A 21,174-nucleotide genomic window follows, 5' to 3' on the forward strand; every position below is an offset into this window, starting at 1 on the left:
TGGAGGGCGGGAGCGGTCAGTCGTGCCACTGCCCCCGCTGCCGGAGGACCTCCCTGAGCACGTCCGCGCGGTCGGTCATGATGCCGTCGACCCCCAGGTCGAGCAGCCGGTGCATCTCCGCCGGCTCGTCGATGGTCCACACGTGCACGAAGCGGCCGACCTCGTGCGCCGCGGCCACGGTCGTCGGCGTCACCACCGGGATGCCGCGGTGCTCCGCCGGCACCTGCAGGCCGTCCACGCGGCCCAGGCTGCGGGCCACGACCGTGGACCGGATGAGCGGCGGCAGCTCGGCCGCGGCCCGGAAGGAGGCGGTGCTGCGCTGACCGGCCGAGGTGGCCACCGGGCGGGTCAGGCGCATCACGGCCGCGTCCCGGCGCTGGTCGGAGAAGCTGGTCACGCAGACGCGGTCGTGGGCCCGGGTGCGTTCGATGACCCGGACGAGGGGCAGGATCGCGCCCGGGCTCTTGATGTCGATGTTGACCCGCAGCTCGGGCCAGGAGCCCAGGAGGTCCTCCAGCTGGGGGACCGGCTCGGCACCGCCGACGCGGGCACGCGACACCTCGCGCCAGGACAGCTCGGGGATCGCCCCGCGGCGGTCGGTCACCCGGTCCAGCGTCTCGTCGTGGAAGGCGACCACGACACCGTCGCGGGTGGCGTGGACGTCGGTCTCCACGTAGCGGTAGCCCAGCCGGACCGCAGCCTCGAAGGCGGGCAGCGAGTTCTCCTGCCCCCTGCCGGTGTCGTCGAACCCCCGGTGGGCCATGGCGATCGGACCGGGATGGTCCAGGTATGCCGTGCGCACGGTCCGAGACTAACCCGGCCGGGCCCCCGTGACCGGGCAACGGCGCGGGCCGGATCCCGTCCCGCGGAGGCCGGCACGGGACATCTCAGGCCAGTCCGGCGCGGTAGGCCATGACCACGGCCTGCAGCCGGTCACGGGCGGCCAGCTTCTGCAGGATGTGGGCCACGTGGCTCTTGACCGTGGCCAGCTCGACGACGAGCCGGGCGGCGATCTCACCGTTGGACAGGCCCTGACACATGAGGGCCAGCACCTCCCGCTCCCGCTCGGTGAGCCGGTCCAGCCCCTCCCGGGGGCGGACGGAGTGGCTGCGGACGAAGTGCGCGGCCACCCGGGACAGGACCTCCGGGGTCAGCACGGCCTCGCCGGCCGCGCACGCGTGGACGGCGGCGATCAGCTCGCGGGCGTCCGCGGTCTTGAGCAGGAAGCCGTGTGCGCCGGCCTGCATCGCGCCGGCGACGTACTCGTCCAGGTCGAACATCGTCAGCACGAGGATGCGGACCTCGGGCAGGACCCGGAGGAGCTCGGCGGTGGTGCGCACGCCGTTCCACCCGGGCATCTCCACGTCCAGGAAGACCAGGTCCGGGCGGCGCTCTCTGGCCACCCGCACCGCCTCGGCGCCGTTACCGGCCTCCGCGACCACGTCGATCTCCGGGTCGCTGGCGAGGACCATCGACAGGCCCGCCCTCATGGAGGCGTGGTCGTCGACGAGCATGACGCGGACGCTCATCCAAGCACCTCCGTGGTCCGGGCCGCCCGGGTGGGGGCGGGCAGGAAGGCGTCGACCCGGAAACCGCCCCGGGTGGCGTCGCCGCCCGCCTCGAGGGTCCCGCCGGCCAGCGCGACCCGCTCACGCAGTCCCACCATGCCGTACCGGCGCACCGGCTGGCCAGCCGGACCGGGTCCGTCGTCGTGCACCGAGAGCCAGGTGCCGTCCGCGGTGGTGCGGACCCGCACGGCGACGTCGGCGCCCGGCGCGTGCTGCATGGTGTTGGTCAGCGCCTCCTGGAGGACGCGGTAGACCACGCCCATCTGGGTCGCGGGCGGCTCGCCCACGAGGGTGAGGCCGACGCAGCCGCCCGTGGCGCGCACGCGGTCCACGAGAGCCAGGACGTCCTCGACGGTGCGGGGTCCGACTGCGGGCATCTCCTCGAACCGGTCCAGCGGGGTGAGCTCGCGCAGGGCCTCGTCGCTGGTGGCCACGACGTCGCGCAGCGCCCGGACGCGGGCCTCCGGCGTCGTCGCGACCTCCAGGACGTTGAGCTGCATCGAGATGAGGCCGACGCTGTGGGAGACCACGTCGTGCAGCTCGCGGGCCATCCGGACGCGCTCGGCGGTCACGGCCAGGGCCACCTCGTGCGCGGTCCGGCGGCGCAGCAGCGTGGCCGCCTCGATGGCGGCCGCGGACCGACGGGCCGTCCTGGACCGCAGGAGGCCACCGGTCAGGGCCACCACGACGACCGCCGCCGTCGCGCCGACACCCAGGGCGGGCTCCTGCTGACGGCTGGCCAGCACCGTCGTGGCCAGCAGCAGCGCGGCTCCGAGCTCAGCCCTGCCCGGGGCGCCGGAGGCGGTGCGCCACAGCACGGCGCCGACGCCCCGGACGAGCCACACGCCGGACATGACCGGTGCACCCAGCCAGGAGGCCACGGCGAAGACGAGGGACTGGACGACGGCGGTGACGACGGGCGCGACGGTGCGACCGACGAACGCGCCGGCCGCCAGGACGGTCGCCACGACGACCCCGACGGCCACCGCTCCGTCACGGGCGGAGGTGTTGATGACGGCCTCCGCCGCCCCCAGGGCCACGATCACCGCGGTCTCGACGACGTCCCGTCGGGGTGGCCTCCCTGCCTGGTCGGTGGCCCGCGCGGGGCCTGCGGCCGGAGGCACCTCCTCCTGCTCGTCCACCGGGTCGTGGACGGGGCCGTCCGTCCCGTCGGCCACCCGCAGGATGCCCAGGAGCCGGCGCAGCTCGCTGGTCGCGACCTGGGTCCTGGTGCGCAGCGAGGCCACCAGGGCATCCCCGGCGCCCGCGTCCCCGGCCGGTCGGGTCAGGGCTCGTTCCGCCCCGTCCCGGACCTGGGTGAGGGTGTCCACCAGGACGCCGCGGATGTCGACGGCCAGCCGGCGGCGCTCCTCGTGCACGGCCCGGTCGGCCAGGACGTGGCTGGACACGCCGGCGTCCGCCCGCAACCGGGCCTCCTCGTCGCGCAGGGCACGGCGCGCTGCCAGGACGTCCACGAGGACGAGGCCGGCCACCGACCAGACGTAGGCGGCGGCGAACCACAGCAGGACGGGGCTCTCCGGCGACGTGAGCAGCAGGGTGAGGGTGGCCAGGGCGCAGCCGGTCAGCACGACCGCCCCGACCGTCACCAGGGTCCGGCGGTGGGCGGACCTCGTCCTGGCCATCTCACCCCTCTCCGACGCCGTCCGGCCCAGGATCGCCCAGCCCCCCGAGCTGGGCAACCCTGGGCCGCGCAGCAGAGCGGCGGTCTCCTCCGCTGGGCTCAGCCGCAGTCGTGGCTCATCGCGGCACCGATCCAGGTCTCCAGCATCTGGTCGGCCAGCGTGGAACCGGCACCGAAGTACTCCATGCCCTTGCCGTTGGCGCCGTTGGGGTTGGGGATCCGTCCCTCACCCTTGGGGTCGCCGATGGTCATCTTCGCGAAGATCTTGATGCCGACCGGCAGACCGGCCGCCTCCAGGGCTTCGTAGCCGGCGGCAGCTGCCTCCGGGCACCCCAGCGTGATCCCCGCGATCTCGGGATCGGTCGCGGCCGCCTCGGCGGTGTAGACGATCCAGTTGGCCGACGACGTCGGCCCGTTGAGGGTGTACATCGGGACGAAGCAGTGATGGGCCGAGGCGGACCCGGCGGCCATCGCGACGGCGGCGGTGCCGGCCGCGGTGGCCAGGAGCCCTCGGCGGACGATGCGGTGCATGGGTGTTCCTTCCGTGGCGGGGCGGCCCGGCGTCGCCCGCTGCCCTCCAGCGCACCGGTGGCCGGTCGCCGACCACGACCGCCAGGAGGACGAACCTGCTCATCCGGCGGGACGAGCGTCGTCCGCCCCGAGGATGAGGCTCTCCCTGACGGCAGGGCCTACCGCAGCCGCAGCGGGCCGTCGTCCGGCGGCGGGGGAGAGGCCTCGCCGACCTCCTCGAAGGGCGGCACGCCCCGCTCGGCGGCCGCGAGCTGCGCGCTGGGCCGCCAGCTCGTCGGGAAGTTCGCCCGCGCCGCGGCCCGGGTCAGGGTGACGTCGTCCAGCGGCGCCCTGGAGGCCACGAGGACCACGTTGCCGAACCTCTTCCCCTTGGCCACCTCCCGCAGGACCAGCTGGCCCACGTGGGGCAGCTCGGTCCGCAGCGTCGCCCCCAGCCGGGTGACCCAGCGCAGTCCGGGGGAGTCGGCGGCGTTGACGAGCAGCAGCCCGTCGGGCGCCAGCACGCGTGCCGACTCCCGGGCCCACCGGCGGCCGGCCAGCTCGGCGGGCAGCCGCCCGTCGTCGTAGGCGTCCACGACCAGCACGTCGGCCGACCCGTCCCTCAGCCCGGCGATCCCCTCCTGCCCGGTCAGCGGTCGCACCCTGATCCGGTGGCCCCGGGGCAGCGGGATCTCCCGGCGGACCAGGTCGGTCAGGGCGACGTCGGGCTCGAGGACGATCTGCGGGGACCCCGGGTGCATCCGGTGCACCCAGCGGGCCAGCGTCATACCGGCTCCGCCCACGTGGGTGACCGCCAGCGACGCCGGGTCCGGGCGCAGGGACTCCAGCACGAGGGCGAACTGCTGGACGTACTCGAAGACCAGCAGCAGCGGGTCGTCGGGGTCGACGTAGGACTGCGGGTGCCCGTCGCGGACGACGGTCGCACCGCCCCGCTCGTCCCAGACGATGCTCATCGGGTATGCCGTGGCCGGCGCTGCGTCCGGTGCGCGGCTCAGATGTCCCGGAAGGTCTGGATCTGGGCCCCGAGGGCGTTGAGCCGGGTGGCCAGGTCCTCGTAGCCGCGGTTGATCACGTAGACGTTGCGCAGCACCGAGACGCCGGGAGCCGCGAGCATCGCCAGCAGGATGACGACGCCGGGGCGCAGCGCGGGCGGGCACATGATCTCGCCGGCGCGCCACTTCGTGGGCCCCTCGATCATGACCCGGTGCGGGTCCATGAGGTGGACCTTGGCCCCCAGGGTGGTGAGCTCGGTGAGGTAGATGGCGCGGTTCTCGTAGACCCAGTCGTGGATGAGCGTCGAGCCGTGCGCGCACGCCGCGATGATCGCGAAGAACGGCAGGTTGTCGATGTTCAGGCCGGGGAAGGGCAGCGGGTGGATCTTGTCCAGCGGCGCCTTCAGCGGTCCGGGCACGGTGCGCAGGTCGACGAGCCGGGTCACCCCGTTGGCCGAGGTGTACTCCTCGGAGAGCTCGCACTCGAAGCCCATCGTGTCCAGGACGGCCAGCTCGATCTCCATGAACTCGATCGGCACCCGCCTGATGGTGATCTCGCTGCCGGTGACGACCGCCGCCGCCAGCAGGCTCATCGCCTCGATCGGGTCCTCCGAGGGGGAGTACTCGATGTCCTGGTCGATGCGCTCCACGCCGGTCACGGTGAGCGTCGTGGTGCCCAGCCCCTCGATGGTCACGCCCAGCTGTTGGAGGAAGACGCACAGGTCCTGGACCATGTAGTTGGAGGAGGCGTTGCGGATGACCGTGGTGCCCGGGTGGCGGGCGGCGGCCAGCAGGACGTTCTCGGTGACGGTGTCGCCGCGCTCGGTGAGCACGATGGGACGCTGGGGGCTGGCGGTGCGGTCCACCGACACGTGGTAGGACCCCGTGGTGGCCGTCACGTCGATCCCGAAGTGCCGCAACGCGATCATGTGGGGCTCGACGGTGCGGGTGCCAGGTCGCAGCCGCCGGCGTAGGGCAGCTCGAAGGTCTCGAACTCGTGCATGAGGGGACCGAGGAACATGATGATCGTGCGGGTGCGCCGGGCCGCGGTCTCGTCCATCGCGTCGAGGTCGATCGTCTCCGGCGGCACGATCTCCAGGTCGGAGGAGTCCGGCAGCCACCGGATCTTGAAGCCGATCGAGGTCAGCACCTCGGTGATCCGGTTGACCTCCTCGATGCGGGCCAGGTTGCGCAGGGTGGTCCGCCCCTTGTTGAGCAGGGAGGCGCACAGCAGGGCCACGGCGGCGTTCTTGGAGGTGCGCACGTCGATCTCGCCGGAGAGCTTGCCCCCGCCGACGATCCGCAGGTTCTGCGGCACCCCCGAGGAGACCTGGACGATCTCGGAGTCCAGCTTCTCCCCGATGCGGGCGATCATCTCCAGGGAGAGGTTCTGCTTGCCCTGCTCGATGCGGGCCACGGCGCTCTGGCTGGTGCCGAGGAGCTGGGCGAGCTCGGCCTGGGTGAGGTCCTTGTGCCGACGGGCGTCGCGGATCAGGCCGCCGATGCGGGAGAGGTAGCTCTCAGTCATGACGGCCACTCTAGATCACATATGAGATAGACGCGGGACCGCGCGCGTCGGTCGAGGTCAGCCCGACCTCAGTGCCGAGTGCACCACCGGGACCACGAGCTCGCGCTGCCAGGGGCGCGCCCCCAGATCGGCGAAGGCGGCCTCCAGCGCCTCCGGCGTGGCCGGTGACGGGGGCTCCCACAGCACCCGGCGCACCAGGTCGGGGGTCATCAGGTTCTCCACGGGCACGTCCACCCGCTCGGACAGCTCGGCGAGCCCGGCGCGGGCCCGCTCGAGCCGGGCCGCGGCCTCGGGGTCCCTGTCGGCCCACGCCCGGGGCGGGGGAGGGCCGTCCGGCCGCGGGGGTGGCGGGGGCAGCTCGTCCTCGGGGAGGTCGGCCGCCGGCCGCAGCGCGGCCAGCCAGATCCGCTGGTGCCGCGCCAGGCCCTGGTCGGCCCGGCGCTGGCGGGCGTGGCTGCGCTCGGTCTTGCCGCCGGCAAGGTCGGCGGCGTGCTGGGGGAGGCGGGCGGCGAGGTCGACGAGGGTGGCGTCCGGCAGGATCCGGCCGGGAGGCACGTCCCGCTCGCGTGCGAGCCGGTCGCGCTCGAGCCACAGCTCCCGCAGGGCCGCGGCCTGGCGGGGCCGGCGGGCCCGCTGCGCGCCGCTCGTGCGGCGCCAGGCGTCCTCGTCGTCGCGCTGCGGCCCCACGAAGGAGACGAGCGCCGCGAACTCCTGCCGGGCCCACTCGAGCTTGCCCTGCTCGGCGAGGTCGCGCTCCATCCGGTCCCGCAGGTCGACGAGCAGCTCGACGTCGAGGGCCGCGTACCGCAGCCAGGGCTCCGGCAGCGGCCGGGTCGACCAGTCGACCGCCGAGTGCTCCTTGGCCAGGGTGACGCCCAGGTAGTACTCCATCGAGGCGGACAGGCCGACGCGGGGCAGCCCTGCGAGCCGGGCACCGAGCTCGGTGTCGAAGAGGCTGGTGGGTCGCAGCCCGACCTCGGCCAGGCAGGGGATGTCCTGGGTGGCGGCGTGCAGCACCCACTCGACCCCGTCGATCGCCCGGGCCACCGGGGAGAGGTCCTCGAGGGCGACCGGGTCGACGAGCCAGGTGCCGGCCCCCTCCCGGCGCAGCTGCACCAGGTAGGCCCGTTGACCGTAGCGGTGGCCCGAGGCCCGTTCGGCGTCGACGGCGACCGGTCCCTCGGCACCGGCGAGCGCCTCGGCCAGCTCGGCGAGCCGGGCCGGCGTCTCGACCACGGCGGGAACGCCTTCCACCGGGGCGTCCAGCGGCTCGAAGTCCTCGAGCGCGACCTCCCGGTCGTCCCCGCGGGGCTGGTTCACCGGCGCAGCCCCGTGATCGCCACGACCCCCTCCGGCAGCGGCGGCAGGCCGGCCAGCGTGCACAGCAGGTCTCCCCACGCCCCCAGGTGGGCGGCCGTCTCCTCGGCCTCGCGGCCCGGGGTCAGGACCGGCGTCCACGAGGCCCGCAGCTCCAGCTCCACGGTGGGCGGCCGGTCCTCGAGCGCGCCGAAGCTCTCCGACGTCACGCAGGTCACGGTGCCCGCCGGGGCCGCCCACGTCAGGTCCGCCGCCTCGAGGGCGTCGGTCAGCCAGGACCATCCCGCCTGCCCGGCGAGGGGGTCGTGACCCACCTCGGGCTCCATCTCGGCCTTGGCGTAGCTGACGATCCGCCACGGCCCCTCCCAGGGCTCGGGGCAGTCGGGGTCGTGCAGCAGGACGAACCGGCCGGTGGCGATCGCGTCGTCGTCCTCGGTGAGGTGGCTGGGGACCACCTCGCCCGAGAGGGCGACCGCCTGCGGGGCCAGCCGGGTCGGGGCGGGCACCTCCTCCAGCCGCAGCTCGGGGCGGGTCGTGGCCAGCCGGATGCCGTCGAGGGCGAGCGCGAACGGGGAGACGGCGGAGGTCCCCGCCGGTCCCGGCGCCGTGGAGCGGCCCGCGGTCCCCGACCGCGGGCGAGGTCCGGGTCCGCGGCTCACCACGTCTCCACAGTAGGCCGCACCAGCGGCTGCGGCGTGGAGGCGAGGCCCACCGCGTGTCCGTGGCCAGGGGTCCGACAGGCTCCTCGTGGGACACTTCCGGGGTGAGTGTTCCCACCCCCCAGGCCGACAGCGTCCTCGTCCGTGCCGCCCGCCGGCAGCCCGTTCCGCACACCCCCGTGTGGTTCATGCGTCAGGCCGGGCGCTCCCTGCCGGAGTACCGCGCGATCCGCGCGGACGTGCCGATGCTGGAGTCCTGCCGCACGCCGGCGCTGGTCACCGAGATCACCCTCCAGCCGGTCCGCCGGCACGGGGTTGACGCCGCGATCTTCTTCAGCGACATCGTCGTGCCCCTGCAGGCGGTGGGCCTGGACCTGGACATCGTGCCGGGCACCGGCCCGGTGGTGGCCCGGCCGGTCCGGGAGCGGTCGGACCTGGACCGGCTGCCCGAGCTGACGCCCGAGCACGTGCCGGACATCACCGAGTCGGTGAGGCTGCTCGTCGCCGAGCTCGGGGACACCCCGCTCATCGGGTTCGCGGGAGCCCCGTTCACCCTCGCCTCCTACCTCGTCGAGGGCGGACCGTCGAAGAACCACGAGCGCACCAAGGCGCTCATGCACGGTGACCCGCAGCTGTGGCACGACCTGTGCGCACGGCTGGCCCAGATCTCGCTGGCCTTCCTGCGGGTGCAGGCGGACGCGGGCGCCTCCGCGGTGCAGCTGTTCGACTCCTGGGCCGGCCACCTCTCGCGGGCCGACTACCTCCGGTTCGTCGAGCCGCACAGTCGCGCCGTGCTGGAAGGGATGGGACGGTCGCACCCCGACCTGCCCCGGATCCACTTCGGCGTGGGGACCGGCGAGCTGCTCGCGCAGATGGCCGAGGCGGGGGCGGACGTCGTCGGCGTGGACTACCGGGTCAGCCTGCCCGACGCGGTCGAGCGGACCGGGGGCCGGTATGCCGTGCAGGGCAACCTGGACCCCGCACTGCTGTTCGCCCCCTGGGACGCGCTGGAGCGCAGGGTGCGCGAGATCGTCGAGGAGGGCCGGCGGGCCCCGGGCCACATCTTCAACCTCGGCCACGGCGTGCTCCCCGCGACCGACCCGGACGTGCTCACCCGGGTCGTGGAGCTGGTGCACGAGGTGTCGCGGCGCTGACGCCCCGGAGGACCTGCGCCCGGCGTCCCGGCCCCTGGTGGACCGTCAGCGGTCGCCGAGGAAGCCGTCCGGGGTGACCGGCAGGGCGCGCTTGTGGGCGGTGCGGCGGTACCAGCCCAGGATCGTGGCCTCGTCCTCCTCGGCGATCTCCTGACCCTCCAGGTAGTCGTCGATCGCCACGTAGGTGACGCCCAGGGCCTCCTCGTCGGTCAGCAGCGGCCGGTCGCTCTCCAGGTCCGCGGTGGGCACCTTGTCCACCAGCGGGTCCGGGGCGCCCAGGACCCGTCCGACCTCGCGCACGCCCCGCTTGGGCAGGCCGAAGAGGGGCGTGACGTCGGCCGCTCCGTCGCCGTACTTGGTGAAGAAGCCCACGATCGCCTCGGCCGCCTGGTCGGTGCCCAGGACCAGCATCCCGCGGGCCCCGGCGATCGCGTACTGCGTGACCATCCGGTGGCGGGCCTTGACGTTGCCCTTGTGGTACTCGTCGACGTCGTCGTGGACGTCCAGGCCCGCGTCGAGCATCGCCTGCCAATGGGCGTCGACGCCCGGCCCGATGTCGATCGTCATCACCTCGTCGGGAGCGATGAAGTGCAGCGCGGCCTGGGCGTCGTCCTCGTCGGCCTGCACGCGGTAGGGCAGCCGGACGCCGACCAACGCGGCCTCGCCGCCCTCGGCACGCACCCGCTCGCAGGCCAGCTGCGCCATCCTCCCGGCCACGGTGGAGTCGACCCCGCCGCTGATGCCGAGCACGTAGCCCTTGGTGCCCGTGCGGCGCAGGTACGCCGCGAGGAAGAAGATCCGGCGCTCGGTCTCCGCGGCCGCGTCGAAGGTGTCCGGGTCGACGACCTCGAGGGCCGCACGGATCTCGTCCTGGGTCTGTCGGTCGGTCATGCGGCCGACTCTAGCCGGGGACGGGGTGAGACGCTGGGCGGATGACCTCCTACCTCGTCGTCGGCGGCGGCGTCGCCGGCCTCACGGCGGCCGACGAGCTCCTCCGGCGCGACCCCACGGCCGAGGTGACCCTCCTCGAGGGCAGCGACCGCGTCGGCGGCAAGATCCGCGCCGGTGCCGTGGCCGGGGTGAGCGTGGACGTGGGGGCCGAGGCTGTGCTGGCCCGCCGGCCCGAGGCGCTGGAGCTGATGGAGCACGCCGGTCTCGGGGGGCAGGTCGTCCACCCCACGGGAGCCTCCGCCCAGATCTGGTCCCGCGGGCGCCTGCACCGCGTCCCGCCACGGACCCTCATGGGGGTGCCGGCCGACCCGGGGACGCTGACGGGCCTGCTCACCGACGACGAGGTCGACCGGGTGCGTCACGAGACCCCCGGCGTCCGCCCGGGCCCGGACGAGGACGTGCCCGTGGGGGAGCTCGTCGGGTCCCGCCTGGGGCGGGCCGTGGTCGACCGGCTCGTCGAGCCGCTGCTGGGCGGGGTGTATGCCGGGTCGGCCGACCTCCTCTCCGCAGCCTCCGCGCTGCCCGGGCTCCTGGCCGCCGCGCGGGCGGGGGAGCCGCTGCTGGCCGCGGTGGACCGGGTCGTCCCGGCGGGGGGCGGCACGCAGGCCCCCGCACCCCGACCGGTGTTCGCCACCCTCGCGGGAGGGCTGCACCGGCTCCCGGCCGCGCTGACCGGGTCGTTGGAGTCGCGCGGTGCCCGGGTCGTCCTGGGGACCGTGGCCCGGGAGCTGCACCGGCGTCCCGACGGGGGCTGGGAGGTGGTGACCGGCCCGCGGCCCCGGCCCACGTCATACCTGGCGGACCGCGTCGTGCTCGCCGTCCCGGCCGCGCCCGCCGCCCGCCTGCTGCGGCCGGTGTCGCCGGAGGCGGCCGGACTGCTGGGCGAGGTCGAGACCGCGTCCATGGCGGTGGTCACCCTCGCCTACGGGAGCCGCGAGCTGGGCGAGCTGCAGGGGTCCGGCTTCCTCGTGCCCCCCGTCGACGGCCGGACCGTCAAGGCGTCCACCTTCAGCGCGGCCAAGTGGGACTGGGTGCGCGAGGCCGGGCGGGGCGCCGGCCCCGACGGGCAGGACCTCACGTTGCTGCGCGTCTCCGTGGGGAGGCACCGCGAGGAGGCTACCCTGCAGGTGCCCGACGCCGACCTGGTCGCGGTGTGCCGCTCCGAGCTGGCCGCGGCCCTCGGCCGGGACCTTCCCTCACCCGTGGACGCCCACGTCCAGCGGTGGGGCGGCGGCCTGCCGCAGCACGCCGTGGGGCACCAGGACCGGATCGCGCGGGTGCGTGCGGCCCTGGCGTCCGTGCCCGGCCTGGCGGCGTGCGGGGCGGCCTTCGACGGGGTCGGCATCCCGGCCTGCATCGCCTCGGCGCGCCGGGCGGTCGAGGACCTGGGGTGAGGCACCCCGCCGGGCCCCGTCCAGCCGGAGCGGGGACAATGCCGCCATGACGTCCTACACGCCGCCCACGTCCGAGCAGGTCGACGAGATCAACGCCACCGTCCGCTACGCCGCGTACTCGGTGTTCCGGGCAGCGGCACCGCTGCCGCACGAGCGCGACGGTCTGGTGGCCGAGGTCGAGAGCCTCTTCGCCGAGCTCGAGGACGAGGGCCTCGTCGTGCGGGGCGTCTACGACGTCTCCGCCCTCCGCGCCGACGCCGACCTCATGGTCTGGTGGCACGCCGAGGAGGTGGAGACGGTGCAGCGGGCCTACCAGCGCCTGCGCCGGACCGAGCTGGGCCGGCACCTGGACCCCGTCTGGTCGGTCGTGGGTCTGCACCGGCCCGCGGAGTTCAACCGGGGCCACGTGCCGGCGTTCCTCACCGGCCAGGAGCCGGGGCGTTACCTGTGCGTCTACCCCTTCGTGCGCTCCTACGAGTGGTACATCCTCGACCCCGCCGAGCGCGGCCGGATGCTCCGCGAGCACGGCCAGGCGGCCGCGGGCTACAAGGACGTGCTGGCCAACACGATCTCGGCGTTCGCCCTGGGTGACTACGAGTGGCTGCTGGCGTTCGAGGCCGAGGAGCTGCACCGCATCGTCGACCTCATGCGCGACCTGCGGGCCACGGACGCCCGGCTGCACGTGCGCGAGGAGGTCCCGTTCTTCACCGGGCCGCGGGTGGAGCTGGGCCAGCTGGTCGCCAGCCTCCCCTGAGCCGGGCGCGCCGCGGCATACCCTCGCGGTCATGGTCTCCCGCACCCGCTCGGCGCGCGCCTCGCGCCGGCGCGCGCGCCGGATGGCCCGGGTCGAGCACGACCTCACACCCGCCCAGTGGGCGCTGCTGGTCGAGGCGTGGGCCGGCTGCGCCTACTGCGGCGCCAGGACGCCAGGCCTGCAGAAGGACTGCCTGCTGCCGATCTCCCGGGGCGGGCGCTACACCCTCGACAACGTCGTGCCGGCCTGCCGGTCGTGCAACGCGAGCAAGTGCTCCACCGAGGTCACCGTCTGGCTGCGGCGCAAGAAGCTCGACGAGCGGGCCTTCCTGGTCCGGCACGCCGAGCTGACGGCGGTCGTGGCCGGCAGGGCGGCCGACCACGACCCGGTGACGGGGTGAGGCGCGCTCAGCCCCGGTCGCCCTCCGCCGGCTGCAGCGTCATCGCGATGGAGTTCATGCAGTAGCGCAGGTCGGTCGGGGTCTCGTACCCCTCGCCCTCGAAGACGTGCCCCAGGTGCGAGCCGCAGGATGCGCAGCGCACCTCGGTGCGGGTGCGACCCAGGGAGTTGTCCTCGATGTACTGGACACGGTCCTCGGCCAGCGGGGCGTAGAAGCTGGGCCAGCCGCAGTGGCTCTCGAACTTGGTCTCGGAGCGGAACAGCTCAGCCCCGCAGGCGCGGCAGCTGTAGACGCCCTCGGTGGTGGTGTTCGTGTACTCCCCGACGAAGGGACGCTCGGTGCCCGCCTCGCGCAGGACGTGGTACTCCTCCGGCGTCAGCTGCGTCCTCCACTCGTCCTCGGGACGGGCGGTGGGGTATGCCGTCGCGTTCTTGGCGGCGTCGGTCGCGGGGGTGCTGTGGTGGTGGGCCATGTCGTGGTCAACGACACCTAGCCCCAGATGTTCCCGGACCTACGCGTGCAGGAGCCGGCACCCGGGGGCGCCGGCTCCTGCGTCCCGTACGTTCCCGTCGGTTCAGTACTTCTCCATGGCCCGGAAGGTGTAGGTGCCCACCAGCCCCCAGCCGTCCACGAGATTCTCGCTGCCCACCGTGCCGGTGGCGGTGCCGGTGGTGAACTTCTGGGTCCTCGTGCCGCGGTAGGAGTAGCCGGTCGCCGGGTCGCGGTAGGTCTCCATGAAGCGGGCGGTCGCCGGCTTGGTCGAGTCGGCCGTGACGGTCACGTCGACGTCGAACGATGCGTCACCTGGGACCGGCCAGCACTCCACCTCGTCGCAGTCCCAGACGACGCTGGAGTACATCCCCGTCAGGACGCCGCTCGTCAGCCTCTTGCCGACCTCGATGTCGGCGTCGAAGCTCTCGAGCTCCACGAAGCCCACGTAGTCGCACAGCTCCTCACCGGTCTCGGGGTCGTAGGGCTGGGTGACGCCGTCATCGCAGGCCCAGCTGTCGACGTACCCGTAGCCGTAGGTGCCGTCGTCGGACTCATCGGCGGTCACGAAGACCTGGTGGACGTTGCCGTCGAGCCCGTCGACCTCGCCGAGGAGCTGGCCCGAGGTCTCGACGTGCGTGCCGGAGTCGGTGTACCTCATCGGTGGTGCGGCCGTCGCCGGCACGGCCGCGCCCGCGACGAGCGGGGCGGCGAGGAGGGCGGTGGTGAGGGTGCGGGTGGTGGTGCGCATGATGGTTCCCCTTCGAACCGGGGCCGTCCCCTGGGCGGCCCGTCAGGCGGGTGCCGAGCGGCACCTGTGCTGATCGTCCCGCCGAAACCGCCCACTGTGGTGCACGTCACTCCCAGTGATCTTGGTCACATCGCACGGGCGGGCGGCTCGGTAGGTTGGGGCCATGCCCGAGGCCCTCACCCTGACCGCTCCCGGACCCGACGGGACGGACCGGCAGGTCCGCCTCTCCAGCCCGGACAAGGTTGTCTGGCCCGCCACGGACCGAGGCGCAGCGATCACCAAGGCCGACCTGGCGGCATACCTGCAGGCCGTCGCGGAGCCGATGCTGCGCGGGCTCGCCGACCGCCCGGTGACCCTGCAACGGGTCCGCGGGGGGATCGAGGGGGAGGAGTTCTACTCCAAGAACCCTCCCAAGGGGGTCCCGGAGTGGGCGCGGACGACGATGGTCACCTACCCCAGCGGCCGCAGCCACCCGCAGCTGGTCGTCGACGACCCGGCCACGCTGCTGTGGACCGCGCAGATGGGCACGGTCACCTGGCACCCCTGGCCGGTGCGCACCGGGGACAACGATCACCCCGACGAGGTGCGGGTGGACCTGGACCCGCAGCCGGGCCGCGACTACCGGGACGTGGTCGAGGCCGCGCACGGCCTGCGGACGGTCATGACCGAGGTGGGGCTCGACCCTCACGTCAAGACCACCGGCAGCCGGGGCGTCCACGTCTTCGCCGCGGTGCGCCCGACCCTGGAGTTCCTCGACGTGCGGCACGCCGTCATCGGCATCGCCCGCGAGCTGGAGCGGCGGCTGCCCGACCTGGTGACACCGCCTGGTGGAAGGAGGAGCGGGGCGAGCGGATCTTCGTCGACTACAACCAGGCCACCCGCGACCGCACCCTCGCGGCCGCCTGGAGCCCCCGTATCCTGCCTGGCGCGCCGGTGTCGGTGCCGGTCTCCTGGGAGCAGCTCGACGAGGTCGACCCCACGACCCTGACGGTGCACACGGTCCCGGGGTGGCTGGCCGAGCACGGCGACCCCTGGGCCGACCTGCACGAGGACCCGGCCGACCTCGCCGCCGCGCACGCCCTGTGGGAGGCGGACCTGGAGCGCGGCCTGGGGGAGCTGAGCTTCCCGCCGGACCACCCCAAGATGCCGGGCGAACCGCCGCGGGTGCAGCCCAGCAAGAAGGTCGCCGAGCACTGGGACGAGCACGGCAACCGCGTGGAGCCACCGTCGGCCGGACCGGATCGGGCAGACTGACCCCGTGGACCTGCCCGTCGTGCCACCCGTCGCGCCCATGCTGGCCAAACCGCTGAAGACGCTGCCCGCGGGCTGGTGGTACGACCCCAAGTGGGACGGCTTCCGCTCGATCGCCTTCCGCGACGGCGACGAGGTGGTCCTCGGGAGTCGCAACGAGAAGCCGCTGACCCGCTACTTCCCCGAGGTCGTGGATGCCGTCCGGGCGCACCTGCCGGAGCGGTGCGTCGTCGACGGGGAGATCGTCGTGGCCACCGCAGACGGCACCAGGCTGGACTTCGAGGCGCTCCAGCAGCGGATCCACCCCGCGGACTCCCGGGTGCGGATGCTGGCCGAGGCGACACCGGCGACGTTCGTCGTCTTCGACCTGCTGGCCCTGGGGGACGAGGACCTCACGGGTATGCCGTTGCGCGAGCGGCGGGCGCGGCTGGACGAGGCGCTGGGCGGGCTGGGCACCCCGGGGGGCGTCGAGGACGGCCGGCCGGTCGGGGTGCACCTGTCCCCGGTCACCGACGACGAGGCCGTGGCGATGCGCTGGTTCCAGGACTTCGAGGGGGCGGGGCTCGACGGGTTGATCGCCAAGGACCCGGACGCGCCGTACCAGCCCGGGAAGCGGGTGCTCACCAAGCTCAAGCACGAGCGGACGGCGGACTGCGTGGTCGCCGGCTACCGGACGCACAAGACCGACGACGAGGCGATCGGCTCGCTGCTGCTGGGCCTGTGGACCGAGGAGGGGACGCTGGCCAGCGTGGGCGTGGCCTCGTCCTTCCCGATGAAGCGCCGCCGGGAGCTCTTCGTCGAGCTGCAGGGGCTCGTCACCGACCTGGACGGCCACCCGTGGGACTGGGCGCGCCACCTGGCCGGCGAGCGCACCCCCCGCAAGAGCGAGCAGTCGCGGTGGGCGGCGGGAAAGGACCTGTCGTTCGTGCCCCTGCGGCCGGAACGCGTCGTGGAGGTGCGCTACGACTACCTCGAGGGGGAGCGGTTCCGGCACACGACCCAGTTCGTGCGTTGGCGCCCGGACCGCGACCCGCGCAGCTGCACCTACGACCAGCTGGAACGCCCGGCCGATTTCGACCTGGCCGACGTGCTGGGGGTGGGTCGATGACGAGCGGGGCCCGGCGGGCGGCCTCGGTCGGGGCCGGCGTGGTCGGTGGCGCCGCCCTCGGCGGAGCGGTGTCGATGGGCACCGCCACCTACTTCGCCCACCGCATCATCACCCCCGAGCACGAGAAGAAGGACGACACCACCATCGTCGAGGTCGGCGAGGACACGGTGACGCTGCGGGCCACGGCCTGGACCACGGCCTCGGGCCGTTACGGGCTGTGGCTGGACGGCGGGGCCGGCCACGCGCGGCTGGGCGAGGTCGTCGAGCCCGGGGACGCGCCTGCGCGAGGTCGGCGGTCCCCGGCGACGGTGACCCGCCGCCTGCTGGGCGTGGACCGCGGAGAGCTGGTCCCCGGCAGCGCCCGGTGGAACAAGTACTTCTACTGCGGCACACCACGGTCGGCGCTCGGGCTGGAGCACGAGGACGTCGTCGTCACCTCCGACGTCGGGGACCTGCCCGCCTGGCGGGTGGCCGCCGACCCGGCCGCGGACACCGGGGACTGGGCGATCCTCGTGCACGGCCGCAGCGCCCAGCGCGAGGAGTGCCTGCGCGCGCTGCCCGTCCTCCACCGGCTCGGTTTCACCAGCCTGGTCCCGATGTACCGCAACGACATCGGAGCGCCCCCGTCGGCCGACGGCCGGTACAGCCTAGGGCTGTCCGAGTGGCGCGACATCGACGCCGCGATGCGGTTCGCCCTCGCGCACGGCGCCCGGCGGCTGGTGCTGGTGGGCTGGTCCATGGGGGGCGCGATCGTCCTGCAGGCGCTCAACCGGTCCGACGTGGCCCACCGGGTCCACCGGGTCGTCCTCAACGGACCGGTGATCGACTGGGGGTCGGTGCTGGCGCACCAGGCGGACCTGCACTTCATACCCCGTCCCATCGACCACCTGGCCCGCTCGCTCATGCGCTCGCGCGCCTCGCGCCACCTCCTGCGGATCGCCGAGCCGGTGGACGTCGCCGCGACCAACTGGGTGGACCGCGCCGACGAGGTCAGCCACCGGATCTTCATCATCCACTCCGCGACCGACGAGACGGTGCCCTTCGGCCCCTCTCAGGACCTCGCCCGCAGACGTCCCGGCATGGTGCACACCTTCGTCTGGCCCCGGGCGCGCCACTGCCAGGAGTGGAACACCAACCCGGCGCTGTGGGAGGACCTGGTCGCCAGCTTCGTCCGATGACCCGGTGGGCGCCGTGCCGTCGACGGCGCCCACCCCGGGGGGGGCTCTGCCAGGATGGGCCGATGGGCAAGAGCAAGAAGAAGCAGAAGAAGGCCGCGGCGGAGCCGGCGGGCACCCCTGACCCCGTCGTCGAGACCGACGCGGGGACCCCGTTCAGCGACGCGCTGCGCGTCGGGGACGACTTCGTGCTGGCCGACGTCGACCCCCGGGCGACCCCGGAGTTCGACGGGGGGAAGGCGGAGGGCAAGGCGGCGCTCCAGGAGGTCGACGACGAGCTCGACGCGCTGCAGGAGATGCTCTTCGCCGGCAGCACGGCGGGGGACCGGCGCCGTGTCCTGCTGGTGGTCCAGGGCATGGACACCGCGGGCAAGGGCGGCATCATGCGACACGTCGTGGGGGCCGTAGACCCCCAGGGCGTGCAGATCCGCGCGTTCAAGAAGCCGACCGAGGAGGAGAAGCAGCACCCCTTCCTCTGGCGCATCCGCAAGGCCCTGCCCGAGGCCGGGATGATCGGCGTCTTCGACCGGTCGCACTACGAGGACGTGCTGGTCGTGCGGGTGCACGACCTCGTCCCTCCGGCCCAGTGGGCGCGTCGCTACGCGACCATCAACGAGTTCGAGCAGGGCCTGGTGGACGACGGCGTGACCCTGATCAAGGTGATGCTGCACATCTCCCCGGAGGAGCAGAAGGAGCGGCTGACCGAGCGGCTGGAGCGGCCGGACAAGTACTGGAAGTACAACCCCGGCGACGTCGACGAGCGGGCGCACTGGGAGGCGTACCAGGAGGCCTACCAGGCCGTGATGGACCGGTGCAGCACCGAGGCGGCACCGTGGTTCGTCGTCCCGGCCGACCGCAAGTGGTACGCCCGGCTGGCCGTCCAGCGGCTGCTCCTGGAGCACCTGCGTGCGCTGGACCTGCGGTGGCCGCCGGCGGACTTCGACGTGGAGGCCGAGCAGGAGAGGCTCGCCGCCAGCTGACCGGACGGGTCGTCAGTCCCCGTTCGTCCCCGACAGCTGGGGATGGGGGGTGGCCTGGAGGAGGACGACGGCGCGGGGAGGCATGGGGTGCGTCGACCCCGTCTCCCACGGGACGTCGTCGTCGATGTCGTCCCCCGAGGTGTCCACCGCGACCCGCCAGGTCGTGGTGTCGATGCCCTCGGGGACGGTGAACTCGACCGTCTCGTGGTGGCCGTTGACGAGCAGCAGGAAGTGGTCGTCCAGGACGGGGCGGCCCCGCTCGTCGGTCTCGGTGATCGCCTCCCCGTTGAGGAACACCGCGAAGGCCTGCTTCTTGCGGTGCCACCCGTCCTCGGTCATGACCGAGGCGTCGGGGGAGTACCAGACGATGTCGCCGAAGTCGCTCTGACCCCCGTGGTCGGCGTCCCCGGCGAAGAACCGCCGCCGACGGAAGACGGGGTGCTCGCGCCGCAGCTGGATGAGGTGGGCGGTGAAGGCGAGCAGGTCGCTCTGCTCGGGGTCCAGGTCCCAGTCCATCCAGGCCAGCTCGTTGTCCTGGCAGTAGACGTTGTTGTTGCCCATCTGGGTGCGGCCCATCTCGTCGCCGTGGGCCAGCATCGGCACGCCCTGGCTGAGCATCAGGGTGGCCAGGAAGTTCTTCTGCTGGCGCAGGCGCAGCGCCTGGATCTCCGGGTCGTCGGTGGGTCCCTCGACGCCGCTGTTCCAGGAGCGGTTGTGCGCCTCCCCGTCGTTGCCCCCCTCGCCGTTGTCCTCGTTGTGCTTCTCGTTGTAGGACACCAGGTCCCGCAGGGTGAAGCCGTCGTGCGCGGTGATGAAGTTGACGGAGGCGAACGGGCGGCGGCCGCTGTGCTCGTAGAGGTCCGAGGACCCGGTGAGCCGGGAGGCGAACTCGCCCATCGTGGCGGGGGCGCCGCGCCAGAAGTCGCGGACGGTGTCGCGGTACTTGCCGTTCCACTCGGTCCACAGCGGCGGGAAGTTGCCCACCTGGTAGCCGCCGTCGCCCAGGTCCCACGGCTCGGCGATGAGCTTGACCTGGGAGATCACCGGGTCCTGCTGGATGATGTCGAAGAAGGCCGAGAGCTTGTCGACCTCGTGGAACTGGCGGGCGAGGGTGGCGGCCAGGTCGAACCGGAACCCGTCGACGTGCATCTCGGTGACCCAGTACCGCAGCGAGTCCATGATGAGCTGCAGCACGTGCGGGCTGCGCATGAGCAGGCTGTTGCCGGTGCCGGTGGTGTCGTAGTAGTGGGCCTTGTCGAAGTCGACCAGCCGGTAGTAGCTGGCGTTGTCGATGCCGCGGAAGGACAGGGTCGGGCCCAGGTGGTTGCCCTCGGCGGTGTGGTTGTAGACCACGTCGAGGATGACCTCGATGTCGGCCTCGTGCAGCGCCTTGACCATCGACTTGAACTCGGTGACCTGCTGGCCGCGGTGGCCGTAGGCCGAGTACGCGTTGTGCGGGGCGAGGAAGCCGATGGTGTTGTAGCCCCAGTAGTTGGACAGGCCCTTGTCCTGCAGGTGGGGGTCGTCGACGAACTGGTGCACGGGCAGCAGCTCGATCGCGGTCACCCCGAGGGTGGTGAGGTGCTCGATGACCGCGGGATGGGCGACGCCGGCGTAGGTGCCCCGGATCTCCGGCGGCACGTCGGGGTGGTTCATGGTCAGGCCCTTGACGTGGGCCTCGTAGACCACCGTGTCCGCGTAGGCGTGCCGCGGCGGACGGTCGTGGCCCCAGTCGAAGAACGGGTTGACGACCACCGACAGCATCGTGTGCAGCAGGGAGTCGTCCTCGTTGTAGGAGGTCGGGTCGCCGAAGTCGTAGCCGAAGATCCCCTGGTGGTTGCGGATCTGGCCGCTGATCGCCTTCGCGTACGGGTCCAGCAGCAGCTTGTTCGGGTTGAACCTGTGACCCTCCTGCGGCGCGTACGGCCCGTGCACGCGGTAGCCGTAGCGCTGGCCCGGCTGGCAGTTGGGGATGTAGGCGTGCCAGACGTGGGCGTCGACCTCCTCCAGGGGGATGCGCGTCTCCTTGGCCCGCTCGCCGATGAGGCACAGCTCGACGGCGGTCGCGTGCTCGGAGAACAGCGCGAAGTTCACCCCGCTGCCGTCGAAGGTGGCGCCGAGGGGGTAGGCGCTGCCGGGCCAGACATCCATGGTGGTCGTCTTTCGGGTGGGGGAAGGGACGGAGGGACCGCATCGTCACCGCCCTCCATTGTGACCGAACCGGACGCTCGTCCCGACCATGGCGGGGCCGTGACACGCGCCCTGCCCCGGATTTGGACGTCCGGCGCACGTCGGCTAGTGTTCTTTCTCGCGCCACCGATTCGGTGGGGCACGCGGACGTAGCTCAGTTGGTAGAGCGCAACCTTGCCAAGGTTGAGGTCGCCGGTTCGAGGCCGGTCGTCCGCTCGGAGGCACAACCACCGAATGCCTCTTTGGTGGCGTGGCCGAGAGGCGAGGCAACGGCCTGCAAAGCCGTCTACACGGGTTCAAATCCCGTCGCCACCTCGCAGGACCGGCCAGCAGCACCGGC

At 73.2% G+C, this 21,174-nt stretch carries 18 protein-coding genes, 2 tRNA genes and 2 pseudogenes; 10 read left to right on the top strand and 12 right to left on the bottom strand.

The window, feature by feature from the left end; genetic code table 11:
• Nucleotides 1-16: 16 nt before the first annotated feature.
• From BJF81_RS01420 to BJF81_RS01455, 8 genes and pseudogenes are all read right to left on the bottom strand, one after another.
• Nucleotides 17-802, bottom strand: a complete 786-nt coding sequence (locus BJF81_RS01420; protein WP_075956854.1) for a glycerophosphodiester phosphodiesterase — start codon at nucleotides 800-802, stop codon at nucleotides 17-19.
• Between the two features lie 85 nt (nucleotides 803-887).
• Nucleotides 888-1,529, bottom strand: coding sequence for a response regulator (locus BJF81_RS01425; protein ID WP_075956855.1), 642 nt, complete (start codon nucleotides 1,527-1,529; stop codon nucleotides 888-890).
• A complete protein-coding gene (locus BJF81_RS01430; protein WP_143780618.1) occupies nucleotides 1,526-3,211 on the bottom strand; it encodes a sensor histidine kinase in 1,686 nt (561 codons plus the stop codon). The genes BJF81_RS01425 and BJF81_RS01430 overlap by 4 nt, the downstream gene beginning before the upstream one ends.
• A 98-nt stretch (nucleotides 3,212-3,309) precedes the next feature.
• Nucleotides 3,310-3,741: a hypothetical protein gene (locus BJF81_RS01435; RefSeq protein ID WP_075956857.1), complete on the bottom strand. Its 432-nt coding sequence runs from the start codon at nucleotides 3,739-3,741 to the stop codon at nucleotides 3,310-3,312.
• Between the two features lie 158 nt (nucleotides 3,742-3,899).
• Complete coding sequence (locus BJF81_RS01440) at nucleotides 3,900-4,694, bottom strand: spermidine synthase (protein ID WP_075956858.1); 795 nt, start codon at nucleotides 4,692-4,694, stop codon at nucleotides 3,900-3,902.
• Between the two features lie 38 nt (nucleotides 4,695-4,732).
• Nucleotides 4,733-6,261: pseudogene (locus BJF81_RS01445) on the bottom strand (helix-turn-helix domain-containing protein).
• A 57-nt stretch (nucleotides 6,262-6,318) separates the two neighbouring features.
• Nucleotides 6,319-7,581 (bottom strand): HRDC domain-containing protein, encoded by a 1,263-nt coding sequence (locus BJF81_RS01450; protein WP_083663907.1) that lies wholly within the window; start codon nucleotides 7,579-7,581, stop codon nucleotides 6,319-6,321.
• Complete coding sequence (locus BJF81_RS01455; protein ID WP_143780619.1) at nucleotides 7,578-8,237, bottom strand: DUF3000 domain-containing protein; 660 nt, start codon at nucleotides 8,235-8,237, stop codon at nucleotides 7,578-7,580. The genes BJF81_RS01450 and BJF81_RS01455 overlap by 4 nt, the downstream gene beginning before the upstream one ends.
• Before the next feature lie 104 nt (nucleotides 8,238-8,341).
• Here BJF81_RS01455 and hemE point away from each other — a divergent pair, with 104 nt between their 5' ends.
• Nucleotides 8,342-9,391: a uroporphyrinogen decarboxylase gene (hemE, locus tag BJF81_RS01460; protein ID WP_075956860.1), complete on the top strand. Its 1,050-nt coding sequence runs from the start codon at nucleotides 8,342-8,344 to the stop codon at nucleotides 9,389-9,391.
• Nucleotides 9,392-9,436: 45 nt separating this feature from the next.
• On the opposite strand, the gene nadE is transcribed toward hemE, so the two are convergent.
• Nucleotides 9,437-10,282 (bottom strand): ammonia-dependent NAD(+) synthetase, encoded by an 846-nt coding sequence (gene nadE / locus BJF81_RS01465; protein WP_075956861.1) that lies wholly within the window; start codon nucleotides 10,280-10,282, stop codon nucleotides 9,437-9,439.
• 41 nt (nucleotides 10,283-10,323) lie between these two features.
• Here nadE and hemG point away from each other — a divergent pair, with 41 nt between their 5' ends.
• Genes hemG through BJF81_RS01480 form a run of 3 tightly spaced genes read left to right on the top strand, consistent with a single transcriptional unit; the run spans nucleotide 10,324 to nucleotide 12,890 of the window.
• Entirely contained in the window at nucleotides 10,324-11,736 is a 1,413-nt protein-coding gene (gene hemG, locus BJF81_RS01470; RefSeq protein ID WP_075956862.1) for a protoporphyrinogen oxidase, read from the top strand.
• Between the two features lie 46 nt (nucleotides 11,737-11,782).
• Nucleotides 11,783-12,490, top strand: a complete 708-nt coding sequence (gene hemQ, locus BJF81_RS01475) for a hydrogen peroxide-dependent heme synthase (protein WP_075956863.1) — start codon at nucleotides 11,783-11,785, stop codon at nucleotides 12,488-12,490.
• Between the two features lie 31 nt (nucleotides 12,491-12,521).
• Nucleotides 12,522-12,890, top strand: a complete 369-nt coding sequence (locus BJF81_RS01480; RefSeq protein WP_075956864.1) for an HNH endonuclease — start codon at nucleotides 12,522-12,524, stop codon at nucleotides 12,888-12,890.
• Nucleotides 12,891-12,897: 7 nt separating this feature from the next.
• Here the strand turns inward: BJF81_RS01480 and msrB are convergent, their stop codons facing one another.
• Nucleotides 12,898-13,362 (bottom strand): peptide-methionine (R)-S-oxide reductase MsrB, encoded by a 465-nt coding sequence (gene msrB / locus BJF81_RS01485; RefSeq protein ID WP_075956865.1) that lies wholly within the window; start codon nucleotides 13,360-13,362, stop codon nucleotides 12,898-12,900.
• Nucleotides 13,363-13,464: 102 nt separating this feature from the next.
• Complete coding sequence (locus BJF81_RS01490) at nucleotides 13,465-14,130, bottom strand: hypothetical protein (RefSeq protein WP_075956866.1); 666 nt, start codon at nucleotides 14,128-14,130, stop codon at nucleotides 13,465-13,467.
• Between the two features lie 163 nt (nucleotides 14,131-14,293).
• Between BJF81_RS01490 and ligD the strand changes: the two are divergent.
• The 4 genes and pseudogenes from ligD (at nucleotide 14,294) to BJF81_RS01510 (ending at nucleotide 18,644) form a co-directional block, all read left to right on the top strand.
• A pseudogene (gene ligD, locus BJF81_RS01495) lies at nucleotides 14,294-15,384 on the top strand (non-homologous end-joining DNA ligase).
• A gap of 4 nt (nucleotides 15,385-15,388) precedes the next feature.
• On the top strand, nucleotides 15,389-16,489 hold the full coding sequence (locus tag BJF81_RS01500) for an ATP-dependent DNA ligase (RefSeq protein ID WP_187345481.1): 1,101 nt from the start codon (nucleotides 15,389-15,391) through the stop codon (nucleotides 16,487-16,489).
• Nucleotides 16,486-17,667: an alpha/beta hydrolase gene (locus BJF81_RS01505; protein WP_075956867.1), complete on the top strand. Its 1,182-nt coding sequence runs from the start codon at nucleotides 16,486-16,488 to the stop codon at nucleotides 17,665-17,667. The genes BJF81_RS01500 and BJF81_RS01505 overlap by 4 nt, the downstream gene beginning before the upstream one ends.
• 62 nt (nucleotides 17,668-17,729) lie before the next feature.
• On the top strand, nucleotides 17,730-18,644 hold the full coding sequence (locus BJF81_RS01510) for a polyphosphate kinase 2 family protein (RefSeq protein ID WP_083663909.1): 915 nt from the start codon (nucleotides 17,730-17,732) through the stop codon (nucleotides 18,642-18,644).
• Between the two features lie 12 nt (nucleotides 18,645-18,656).
• On the opposite strand, the gene glgX is transcribed toward BJF81_RS01510, so the two are convergent.
• Nucleotides 18,657-20,795 carry a glycogen debranching protein GlgX gene (gene glgX, locus BJF81_RS01515; RefSeq protein WP_075956868.1) on the bottom strand — a complete coding sequence of 713 codons (2,139 nt, stop codon included), beginning with the start codon at nucleotides 20,793-20,795 and terminating at the stop codon, nucleotides 18,657-18,659.
• A 182-nt stretch (nucleotides 20,796-20,977) separates the two neighbouring features.
• On the opposite strand from glgX, the gene BJF81_RS01520 reads away from it, so the two are divergent.
• Nucleotides 20,978-21,050, top strand: a tRNA-Gly gene (locus BJF81_RS01520).
• Nucleotides 21,051-21,078: 28 nt separating this feature from the next.
• Nucleotides 21,079-21,149, top strand: a tRNA-Cys gene (locus tag BJF81_RS01525).
• Nucleotides 21,150-21,174 lie beyond the last annotated feature (25 nt).

The organism is Ornithinimicrobium sp. CNJ-824 (assembly GCF_001942405.1).
Taxonomy (GTDB): domain Bacteria; phylum Actinomycetota; class Actinomycetes; order Actinomycetales; family Dermatophilaceae; genus Ornithinicoccus; species Ornithinicoccus kibberensis.

Bases quoted from the DNA above. Each gene is read 5' to 3' on its own strand.
- BJF81_RS01480 (WP_075956864.1), top strand. From the start codon at position 12,522: ATGGTCTCCCGCACCCGCTCGGCGCGCGCCTCGCGCCGGCGCGCGCGC.
- nadE (WP_075956861.1), bottom strand. From the start codon at position 10,282: ATGACCGACCGACAGACCCAGGACGAGATCCGTGCGGCCCTCGAGGTC.
- glgX (WP_075956868.1), bottom strand. From the start codon at position 20,795: ATGGATGTCTGGCCCGGCAGCGCCTACCCCCTCGGCGCCACCTTCGAC.
- BJF81_RS01505 (WP_075956867.1), top strand. From the start codon at position 16,486: ATGACGAGCGGGGCCCGGCGGGCGGCCTCGGTCGGGGCCGGCGTGGTC.
- BJF81_RS01440 (WP_075956858.1), bottom strand. From the start codon at position 4,694: ATGAGCATCGTCTGGGACGAGCGGGGCGGTGCGACCGTCGTCCGCGAC.
- msrB (WP_075956865.1), bottom strand. From the start codon at position 13,362: ATGGCCCACCACCACAGCACCCCCGCGACCGACGCCGCCAAGAACGCG.
- BJF81_RS01510 (WP_083663909.1), top strand. From the start codon at position 17,730: ATGGGCAAGAGCAAGAAGAAGCAGAAGAAGGCCGCGGCGGAGCCGGCG.
- BJF81_RS01430 (WP_143780618.1), bottom strand. From the start codon at position 3,211: ATGGCCAGGACGAGGTCCGCCCACCGCCGGACCCTGGTGACGGTCGGG.
- BJF81_RS01435 (WP_075956857.1), bottom strand. From the start codon at position 3,741: ATGCACCGCATCGTCCGCCGAGGGCTCCTGGCCACCGCGGCCGGCACC.
- hemG (WP_075956862.1), top strand. From the start codon at position 10,324: ATGACCTCCTACCTCGTCGTCGGCGGCGGCGTCGCCGGCCTCACGGCG.
- hemQ (WP_075956863.1), top strand. From the start codon at position 11,783: ATGACGTCCTACACGCCGCCCACGTCCGAGCAGGTCGACGAGATCAAC.
- BJF81_RS01425 (WP_075956855.1), bottom strand. From the start codon at position 1,529: ATGAGCGTCCGCGTCATGCTCGTCGACGACCACGCCTCCATGAGGGCG.
- BJF81_RS01490 (WP_075956866.1), bottom strand. From the start codon at position 14,130: ATGCGCACCACCACCCGCACCCTCACCACCGCCCTCCTCGCCGCCCCG.